This is a genomic window from Streptomyces sp. NPDC033136 (assembly GCF_055578235.1).
Window position 1 is genome coordinate 203,540 of the sequence record NZ_JBVIPD010000012.1, and the last position, 8,575, is coordinate 212,114.

Sequence of the window (8,575 nt, forward strand, 5' to 3'; positions counted from 1 at the left end):
CCCCACCACCCGCCCACCCCGTTCGAGTGAAGTCCACCCAACTCCGACCCGATCGCCCAGGGGAGCGCATAGCGTGCGTCAGCCATGGCGCACCGGGGGCGGGTGCGCATCGGGGAGGGACCGCATGACGACGAGGACACCGGCGGCGGCGCAGCCGCAGCGGGACACGGGGGCGTACGCCGCACCCCGCCGACGGGAACCGACCACGCCCCACGAACCGACCGCGCCCCACGAGCCCGCCCCGGCGAAGGCGACCGGCCCCCTCGTCCCCCGGGCCCGTGGCCGCCATCGCAAGCCCCGTCCCCGCAAGGTCCTGCTCGCCGCCGGCGGCCTCGCCCTGGCCGCGGGCGCGCTGAGCCTCGTGCGTCTGACCTCCGGCCCAGGCGGCGCGGGCGTCGGCGCCGTGGAGGCCGCACCCCGGCCCGACCCGGCCACCACCGGCACGGACGGGGCCACCCGAGCCGCCGCCACCTCCCCGGCCTTCCCCGAGGTGAGCCCGTCGTCGCCCACGGTCCTGGGCGGTCTGCCCCCGTCACCGGCCTCCGAGGGCACAGGGCGGGGTCCGCGCGCCGACACGATGGGCACCTCAGGCGTCCCAGGCGTCTCGGAGGCCCCAGGATCTCCGAGAACCGCCCCCGCACCCACGGCCGTCCCGGACAGGACGGACTCTCCGGCCTCGACGGCCTCGGACCGCGCTCCGCGCCCGGCCCCGACCACGTCCGCCCGGCCGAGCCGGACCCCGCCCGCTCCGGCGCCCAGGCCGGAGGAGCCCGAGGAACCGCAGGACCCCGGCCTGTGCGTGCCGGTCATCGGGCTGTGCGTGGACCCGCCGGTCGCCCGCCGCTGACGCGACGCCCGTTGCCCGCCCCGTCGCCGGCTACGGCGCCCCGTCCCGCCGCGTGAGCAGCCACGGTTCGACGACGCCCAGCCCTCGCACCGGCCGCTGCCACATCGGCTGGAGCCCGAAGCGGTACACGGGAGGCTCCTCGCCCTCCTTCTCCGCCGCCGCTGCCTCCTCCGCCGCCTCCGCCTCGGAGGCCGGGGCGTCCTGCGTACGGATCAGCTCCTCGGCGAAGGCGGTGTCGACGAGGACGGCGTCCTTCGGAGCTATCGACGTGAGCCGGGAGGCCAGGTTCACGGTCGTACCGAAGACATCACCCATGCGGGTGGTCACCGTGCCGAACGCCATGCCGACGCGCAGCTCCGGCATGGTCTCGTCGTGCGCCATGGTCTCGATCAGGCGCAGGGCGATCTCGGCGGCCGTGCCCGCGTCGTCGGCGGCGTACAGCACCTCGTCGCCGAGGGTCTTGATCAGCCGTCCGCCGTTCGCGGCCACCAGGTCGGCGGCCGTGGTCTCGAAGGCCTCGACCAGCTCGCCGAGCTCCTCCTCCTCCATCCGGCGGGTCAGCCGCGTGAACCCGACCAGGTCGGCGAAACCGACGGCGAGCCGCCGGTCCACCATCTCCTCGTCGTCCGCGGCCTGCACGACGCGTCCGGCCGAGGCGGCGAGCTGCCGCCGCCAGACGTAGACCAGGAACTCCTCCAGCTCGGGCAGGAGCAGCTCGACGATCGGATACGTCACCTCGGTGCGCGTCATGCCCGGCTCGGGCGGCTCGGTCAGCCCCTCCAGGAAGGAGTCGATCTGCCACTCGGCGAGCCGCGCGGTGGTCTGCCCCGTGGACCGGGCCACCTGGACGGCCATCGCCTCGCTCAGCAGCCCGGCCTCGACGAGACCGGCGAGCCGCCGCAGCGCTAGGACGTCCGCCTCCGTGAGGGCCTTGGCCTGCCCGATGTCGGCGAAGCCCATGGCCCGCCAGAAGCGGGAGGCCAGTTCCATGGAGACGCCGGCGCTGCGGGCCGCCTGGAACGGCGTGTAGCGGCGCTCGGCGCCCAGGATGAGCCCTTCGAGTCGCAGGGCGAGCGGATCCTCGCCGGAGTCGGCGCCCTGCGCGTCCTCGCCGGAACCCGAGTCGTCGACGGTCACGCGTGCTGCCCTTCCGATCTGTCACGGTCATGTATCGACCGGCCTCAACTCTACGGCAGGTGTGCGCCAGCTCACTCCGTGAGGCCCGGCCGGGGGATTGTGCCCGGCGTTCCCTTGACTCTCGGCGTTGACGCCGAGGCCTCCTGGGGTGCCGCCCCCAGGACCCGACCGGCCTGAACGGCCTCGTCCTCGGTCGCCGGACGGGCTGGAAACCCGGGCACCTGTCACGCAGGCCGCACGTGCACGATGTCCCCCGCCCCCACAGGCTCCTGCACCCCCTCCTCCGTGGCCAGCACCAGCCGTCCGTCCCCGTCCACGGCCACCGCTTCTCCCACCAGCGCCCGGTCTCCCGGCAGCTCCGCCCGCACCACGCGCCCGAGCGTCGCGCACCCCGCCGCGTAGGCCTCCTGCAACCCGCACACCCCCGGGTCGCCCTTCGCCGCCCGCCACTTCCCGTACCACTCCTCGAGTGACCGCAGCACTCCCCGCAGCAGCGGATCCCGGTCCGTGCTCACCGCCCCGGCCAGCCCCAGTGACCCCGCCGTCGGCACGGGCAGTTCGTCCGCCCTCAGTGAGACGTTGATCCCGACGCCGATCACGACCCCGTCGTCCCCGGCCCGCTCGGCCAGGATCCCCCCGGCCTTGCGCTCCTCCTTGGCCACCGTGACCAGCAGATCGTTCGGCCACTTCAGCGCCGTGTCGACCCCCGCCGCCCGCGACAGCCCCGTCGCCACCGCGACACCCGTGAGCAGTGGCAGCCACCCCCACCGCGTCACCGGCACCTCGCTCGGTGTGAGCAGGACGGAGAAGAACAGGCCGGACCGGGGAGGGGCGGTCCACTGCCGGTCGAGGCGGCCGCGGCCGGCCGTCTGCTCCTCGGCGACCAGCACCGCCCCCTCGGCGGCCCTGCCCTCGGCCGCCCGGGCCACCAGGTCGGAGTTCGTGGAGCCGGTGCGCTGCACCACGTCCACCCCCGACCACAGTCCTCCCTCCCGCACCAGACCCCGGCGCAGGGCGGTGACGTTGAGGGGCGGCCGGTCCAGGTCGGACCAGCGGCTGCCGTTGGGCTCTGATGCATCTCGCGGCGTCATGCAAGCCACCCTAGGTGTGGTAAACGCCGCACTGCCGATGCGGAGGCACCCCACTACTCTACGGATGAGTAACCGTCCCCCCTTTTGAGCAGGCAGGGAGCCGCATCCCGATGTCCGAGCCGGAAGAGCAGCAGCAGCCCGACATTCATACGACCGCGGGCAAGCTCGCGGATCTGCAGCGCCGCATCGAGGAAGCGACGCACGCCGGCTCCGCTCGTGCCGTCGAGAAGCAGCACGCCAAGGGCAAGCTGACGGCCCGTGAGCGGATCGAGCTCCTGCTCGACGAGGGCTCCTTCGTCGAACTCGACGAGTTCGCCCGGCACCGCTCCACCAACTTCGGCCTCGACAAGAACCGCCCGTACGGCGACGGGGTCGTCACCGGCTACGGCACCGTCGACGGCCGCCCGGTCGCCGTGTTCTCCCAGGACTTCACCGTCTTCGGCGGCGCCCTCGGCGAGGTCTACGGCCAGAAGATCGTCAAGGTCATGGACTTCGCCCTGAAGACCGGCTGCCCGGTCATCGGCATCAACGACTCCGGCGGCGCCCGCATCCAGGAGGGTGTGGCCTCCCTGGGCGCGTACGGCGAGATCTTCCGTCGCAACACCCACGCCTCCGGCGTGATCCCGCAGATCAGCCTGGTCGTCGGGCCGTGCGCGGGCGGGGCGGTCTACTCGCCCGCCATCACCGACTTCACGGTCATGGTCGACCAGACCTCGCACATGTTCATCACCGGCCCCGACGTCATCAAGACCGTCACCGGCGAGGACGTCGGCTTCGAGGAGCTGGGCGGCGCCCGGACCCACAACGCGACCTCCGGGGTCGCCCACCACATGGCGGGCGACGAGAAGGACGCCATCGAGTACGTCAAGCAGCTGCTGTCGTACCTGCCGTCCAACAACCTGTCCGAGCCGCCGGCCTTCCCCGAGGAGGCCGACCTCGAGGTCACCGACGAGGACCGCGAGCTGGACACGATCGTCCCGGACAGCGCGAACCAGCCGTACAACATGCACGCGGTGATCGAGCACATCCTGGACGACGCCGAGTTCTTCGAGACGCAGCCGCTGTACGCGCCGAACATCGTCACCGGCTTCGGCCGGGTCGAGGGCCGGCCCGTCGGCATCGTCGCCAACCAGCCGATGCAGTTCGCCGGGTGCCTGGACATCACGGCCAGCGAGAAGGCCGCCCGCTTCGTGCGGACCTGCGACGCCTTCAACGTCCCGGTCATCACCTTCGTCGACGTCCCCGGCTTCCTGCCCGGCGTCGACCAGGAGCACGACGGCATCATCCGCCGCGGCGCCAAGCTGATCTACGCCTACGCCGAGGCGACCGTCCCGCTCATCACGGTCATCACCCGCAAGGCCTTCGGCGGCGCCTACGACGTCATGGGCTCCAAGCACCTGGGTGCCGACCTCAACCTCGCCTGGCCCACGGCCCAGATCGCCGTGATGGGCGCCCAGGGCGCGGTCAACATCCTGCACCGCCGCACCCTGGCCGAGGCCGAGGCGGGCGGCGAGGACCTGGAGGCGGTGCGGGCCCGGCTGATCCTGGAGTACGAGGACGCCCTCCTCAACCCGTACGTCGCGGCCGAGCGCGGCTACGTCGACGCGGTGATCATGCCGTCCGAGACCCGCCGGCACGTCGTACGGGGCTTGCGTCAACTGCGCACAAAGCGGGAATCCCTGCCTCCGAAGAAGCACGGCAACATCCCCCTCTAGCAACGGCGAGCCCAGGAGGCCCACATGACGATCAAGGTCGTACGGGGCAACCCGACCCCGGAGGAGCTGGCCGCCGCCCTGGCGGTGGTCAGGGCCCGCGCCGCGGCGGCAGCGGCAACGCCGCCCGGCGCGCCCCCCACCCGCGATTCCTGGTCCGACCCGTCGCGCATCGCGGCCCACCGCCTGCCCCAGCCGGGGCCGGCGGCCTGGGGCCGCACGTACTGGCCGGGCTGACCCGTAGGGGTGGGGGCCGGACAAGTTGAGTACCCGTACTCAGGCGCCGCCCCCACCCCCGTCCGACCATGGAAGGCATGCTGTGGTCCGACCCCGAGAACGAACCGCCGAAGGACCTGCGTGACACGCAGGACATGCTCCGGCGACTGGGCGTCTTCATGGCGTTGGCCATGGTGCTCGCGATGATCGTGATCGGCGTGCGCTGACGGAGTGAAGGCGAGAGGCTGCCGGTGCCGCCGATACGCTGAACGCATGACAGATCAGCCGCGCCGCCGACTCGTCCTCGCTTCCCAGTCCCCCGCCCGGCTCGGCCTGCTCCGCCAGGCCGGCCTCGCTCCCGAGGTGATCGTGAGCGGCGTCGACGAGGGCGCCGTCACCGCCCCCACCCCCGCCGAGCTGGCGCTCGCCCTCGCCGAGGCGAAGGCCTCCGTGGTAGCGGCCCGGCCGGAGGCCAAGGGAGCGCTCGTGATCGGCTGCGACTCCGTGCTCGACCTGGACGGCGAGGCCCTCGGCAAGCCCGCGGACGCCGAGGAGGCCACCGCCCGCTGGAAGGCGATGCGCGGCCGCGCCGGCACCCTCCAGACCGGCCACTGCGTCTACGACACGCTCTCCGGCCGCTACGTCTCCGCCACCGCGTCCACCGTCGTCCACTTCGGCGACCCCACCGACGAGGAGATCGCCGCCTACGTCGCCTCCGGCGAACCGCTCTACGTCGCCGGGGCGTTCACCCTGGACGGCCGCTCGGCCCCGTTCATCGACGGCATCGACGGCGACCACGGCAACGTGATCGGTATCAGCCTGCCCCTGGTCCGGCGGCTGCTCGCCGGACTGGGCGTCGGCATCACGGAGTTGTGGGCGCCGGCGGAGAAGTGACCGGGGACCCGCCGTCGCCCGCCGCGCCCCGGGGCGCGGCGTCGGCGGGCTCGGCCGGGCGGTCGTACGTCATCAGCAGCAGCACGATCAGGGCGAGCACCAGCACCATGACCAGGAACGCGCCCCAGCCCACCAACCCCCAGGTGAACGCGCCCAGCAGCCCGTGCACGACCGCCGCGCTGATCAGCAGCACGCGTCCGAGGCCCGCCGGGTGCCGGTCCCGCAGCGCCACCAGCAGGGCGACCAGGCCGCACAGCGCGAAGTAGAGGCCGAAGGCGATCCCGCCGGCCTTCGACGACACCGACATCATGTGCGGGTCGAGCCCGGCCAGGGACATGTCCTGCCGGTCGACGACGACCCCCAGGAACCAGTTGAGCGCCGCGATGCCGAACGCCTCGGCGAACAGCACCACCGCCACGACCCACGCCACCGGCCTGCGCACCACCGCGCCCCACCCTTTCCCTCCGAGACATCGCGAACGCTACTAACGAGTAAACCCGGGGACAAGGGTCCGGCGGTGGGCAAAGAATCATTGGGCCATTCGTAGGGACTCCACAAAGAAACAGAGTGGCCCGCAGCACGTGATGACAGAGACCTTGACCACAGAGGACGGCTAGGGTTTCCCGGAGGAGTACTGCGTACCGCGGTGCGACAAGGGATTTCGCGGGTCGAGCGAGCCTCGCATCACGCTCCGTGTGGGCAAGCTCACCACTGGGGACGGGTCGAAGTGTCGTGTCGGCAGTCCCTAAACTCGGCTTGTTTCAAGGAGGGAGCCTCAATCGTGCGCAAGGTGCTCATCGCCAACCGTGGCGAAATCGCTGTCCGCGTGGCCCGGGCCTGCCGGGACGCCGGGATCGCGAGCGTGGCCGTCTACGCCGACCCGGACCGGGACGCTCTGCATGTCCGCGCCGCGGATGAGGCGTTCGCCCTGGGCGGTGACACCCCGGGAACCAGCTACCTCGACATCGAGAAGGTACTCAAGGCAGCGCGCGAGTCGGACGCGGACGCCATCCATCCCGGCTACGGCTTCCTGTCCGAGAACGCCGAGTTCGCCCAGGCGGTCCTGGACGCGGGCCTGATCTGGATCGGCCCGCCGCCGCAGGCGATCCGCGACCTCGGTGACAAGGTCGCCGCCCGGCACATCGCGCAGCGCGCGGGCGCCCCGCTGGTGGCCGGTACGCCCGACCCGGTGTCCGGTGCCGAGGAGGTCGTCGCCTTCGCCGAGCAGCACGGCCTGCCCATCGCGATCAAGGCCGCCTTCGGCGGTGGCGGCCGCGGCCTGAAGGTCGCCCGCACCCTCGAAGAGGTCCCGGAGCTGTACGACTCGGCGGTCCGAGAGGCCGTCGCCGCCTTCGGCCGGGGCGAGTGCTTCGTCGAGCGCTACCTGGACAAGCCGCGGCACGTGGAGACCCAGTGCCTGGCCGACCAGCACGGCAACGTGGTCGTGGTCTCCACCCGTGACTGCTCGCTCCAGCGCCGCCACCAGAAGCTGGTCGAGGAGGCCCCGGCCCCCTTCCTGTCCGACGCGCAGGTGGAGCAGCTGTACTCCGCCTCCAAGGCGATCCTGAAGGAGGCCGGCTACGTCGGCGCCGGCACGGTCGAGTTCCTCGTCGGCCTCGACGGCACGATCTCCTTCCTGGAGGTCAACACGCGCCTCCAGGTGGAGCACCCGGTCACCGAGGAGGTCGCCGGCATCGACCTCGTGCGCGAGATGTTCCGCATCGCCGACGGCGAGGAGCTCGGCTACGGCGACCCGGAGCTGCGGGGTCACTCCTTCGAGTTCCGTATCAACGGCGAGGACCCGGGCCGCAACTTCCTCCCGGCTCCCGGCACGGTCACGACGTTCGCCCCGCCGTCCGGTCCGGGTGTGCGCCTGGACGCGGGCGTGGAGTCCGGCTCGGTCATCGGCCCGGCCTGGGACTCCCTGCTGGCCAAGCTGATCGTCACCGGCCGCACGCGCGAGGAGGCGCTGCAGCGGGCCGCCCGCGCCCTGGAGGAGTTCCAGGTCGAGGGCATGGCCACGGCGATCCCGTTCCACCGCGCCGTGGTGAAGGACCCGGCGTTCGCGCCCGAGCTCACCGGCTCGTCCGACCCGTTCACGGTCCACACCCGCTGGATCGAGACGGAGTTCGTCAACGAGATCAAGCCGTTCGCCGCGCCGGCCGACGCCGAGGCGGACGAGGAGCCGGGGCGCGAGACGGTCGTCGTCGAGGTCGGCGGCAAGCGTCTCGAGGTCTCCCTGCCGTCCTCGCTCGGCATGTCCCTGGCCCGTACGGGTCTGGCGGCGGGCGCGAAGCCCAAGCGCCGCGCGGCGAAGAAGTCGGGTCCCGCCGCCTCCGGCGACACCCTCGCCTCCCCGATGCAGGGCACCATCGTCAAGGTCGCCGTCGAGGAGGGCCAGGAGGTCAAGGAGGGCGACCTGGTCGTCGTCCTCGAGGCGATGAAGATGGAGCAGCCGCTGAACGCGCACAAGGCCGGCACGATCAAGGGCCTGGGCGCGGAGATCGGCGCGTCGGTGACGTCCGGCGCGGCGATCTGCGAGATCAAGGACTGAGGCCGAGGTCCTGACGGACCAACGGTTGCGGGGGGGGGGGGGGGGGGGGGGGGGGGGGGGGGGGGGGGGGGGGGGGGGGGGGGGGGGGGGGGGGGGGGGGGGGGGGGGGGGGGGGGGGGGGGGG

Annotated in this window: 9 protein-coding genes; 6 read left to right on the plus strand and 3 right to left on the minus strand. The window is 72.7% G+C overall.

The window, feature by feature from the left end; all coding sequences use genetic code 11:
* The first annotated feature begins 124 nt into the window (after positions 1-124).
* Positions 125-847: a hypothetical protein gene (locus tag ACZ5TL_RS23270; RefSeq protein ID WP_468592071.1), complete on the plus strand. Its 723-nt coding sequence runs from the start codon at positions 125-127 to the stop codon at positions 845-847.
* Between the two features lie 30 nt (positions 848-877).
* On the opposite strand, the gene ACZ5TL_RS23275 is transcribed toward ACZ5TL_RS23270, so the two are convergent.
* Both ACZ5TL_RS23275 and ACZ5TL_RS23280 read right to left on the minus strand, forming a co-directional pair.
* Positions 878-1,984: an adenylate/guanylate cyclase domain-containing protein gene (locus ACZ5TL_RS23275; RefSeq protein ID WP_142160202.1), complete on the minus strand. Its 1,107-nt coding sequence runs from the start codon at positions 1,982-1,984 to the stop codon at positions 878-880.
* Between the two features lie 224 nt (positions 1,985-2,208).
* On the minus strand, positions 2,209-3,075 hold the full coding sequence (locus tag ACZ5TL_RS23280; protein ID WP_468592073.1) for a biotin--[acetyl-CoA-carboxylase] ligase: 867 nt from the start codon (positions 3,073-3,075) through the stop codon (positions 2,209-2,211).
* 110 nt (positions 3,076-3,185) lie between these two features.
* On the opposite strand from ACZ5TL_RS23280, the gene ACZ5TL_RS23285 reads away from it, so the two are divergent.
* The 4 genes from ACZ5TL_RS23285 (at position 3,186) to ACZ5TL_RS23300 (ending at position 5,897) form a co-directional block, all read left to right on the plus strand.
* The gene (locus ACZ5TL_RS23285; protein WP_468592074.1) at positions 3,186-4,790 is read left to right on the plus strand and encodes an acyl-CoA carboxylase subunit beta; all 1,605 of its coding nucleotides are present in this window, start codon (positions 3,186-3,188) and stop codon (positions 4,788-4,790) included.
* A 24-nt stretch (positions 4,791-4,814) separates the two neighbouring features.
* On the plus strand, positions 4,815-5,024 hold the full coding sequence (locus tag ACZ5TL_RS23290) for an acyl-CoA carboxylase epsilon subunit (RefSeq protein WP_468592075.1): 210 nt from the start codon (positions 4,815-4,817) through the stop codon (positions 5,022-5,024).
* Between the two features lie 77 nt (positions 5,025-5,101).
* Complete coding sequence (gene mmpB, locus ACZ5TL_RS23295) at positions 5,102-5,230, plus strand: morphogenic membrane protein MmpB (RefSeq protein ID WP_468592076.1); 129 nt, start codon at positions 5,102-5,104, stop codon at positions 5,228-5,230.
* A 46-nt stretch (positions 5,231-5,276) separates the two neighbouring features.
* Positions 5,277-5,897 (plus strand): Maf family protein, encoded by a 621-nt coding sequence (locus ACZ5TL_RS23300; RefSeq protein ID WP_468592077.1) that lies wholly within the window; start codon positions 5,277-5,279, stop codon positions 5,895-5,897.
* On the opposite strand, the gene ACZ5TL_RS23305 is transcribed toward ACZ5TL_RS23300, so the two are convergent.
* On the minus strand, positions 5,866-6,342 hold the full coding sequence (locus tag ACZ5TL_RS23305; protein WP_468592078.1) for a hypothetical protein: 477 nt from the start codon (positions 6,340-6,342) through the stop codon (positions 5,866-5,868). The two genes, ACZ5TL_RS23300 and ACZ5TL_RS23305, sit on opposite strands and share 32 nt — an antisense overlap.
* Before the next feature lie 336 nt (positions 6,343-6,678).
* Here ACZ5TL_RS23305 and ACZ5TL_RS23310 point away from each other — a divergent pair, with 336 nt between their 5' ends.
* A complete protein-coding gene (locus ACZ5TL_RS23310) occupies positions 6,679-8,451 on the plus strand; it encodes an acetyl/propionyl/methylcrotonyl-CoA carboxylase subunit alpha (RefSeq protein ID WP_468592079.1) in 1,773 nt (590 codons plus the stop codon).
* The last annotated feature ends 124 nt before the right edge of the window (positions 8,452-8,575 follow it).

Excerpts from the sequence above, each read along its gene's own strand:
- ACZ5TL_RS23270 (WP_468592071.1), top strand. The coding sequence starts at position 125 with ATGACGACGAGGACACCGGCGGCGGCGCAGCCGCAGCGGGACACGGGG.
- ACZ5TL_RS23280 (WP_468592073.1), bottom strand. The coding sequence starts at position 3,075 with ATGACGCCGCGAGATGCATCAGAGCCCAACGGCAGCCGCTGGTCCGAC.
- ACZ5TL_RS23285 (WP_468592074.1), top strand. The coding sequence starts at position 3,186 with ATGTCCGAGCCGGAAGAGCAGCAGCAGCCCGACATTCATACGACCGCG.
- ACZ5TL_RS23290 (WP_468592075.1), top strand. The coding sequence starts at position 4,815 with ATGACGATCAAGGTCGTACGGGGCAACCCGACCCCGGAGGAGCTGGCC.
- mmpB (WP_468592076.1), top strand. The coding sequence starts at position 5,102 with ATGCTGTGGTCCGACCCCGAGAACGAACCGCCGAAGGACCTGCGTGAC.
- ACZ5TL_RS23300 (WP_468592077.1), top strand. The coding sequence starts at position 5,277 with ATGACAGATCAGCCGCGCCGCCGACTCGTCCTCGCTTCCCAGTCCCCC.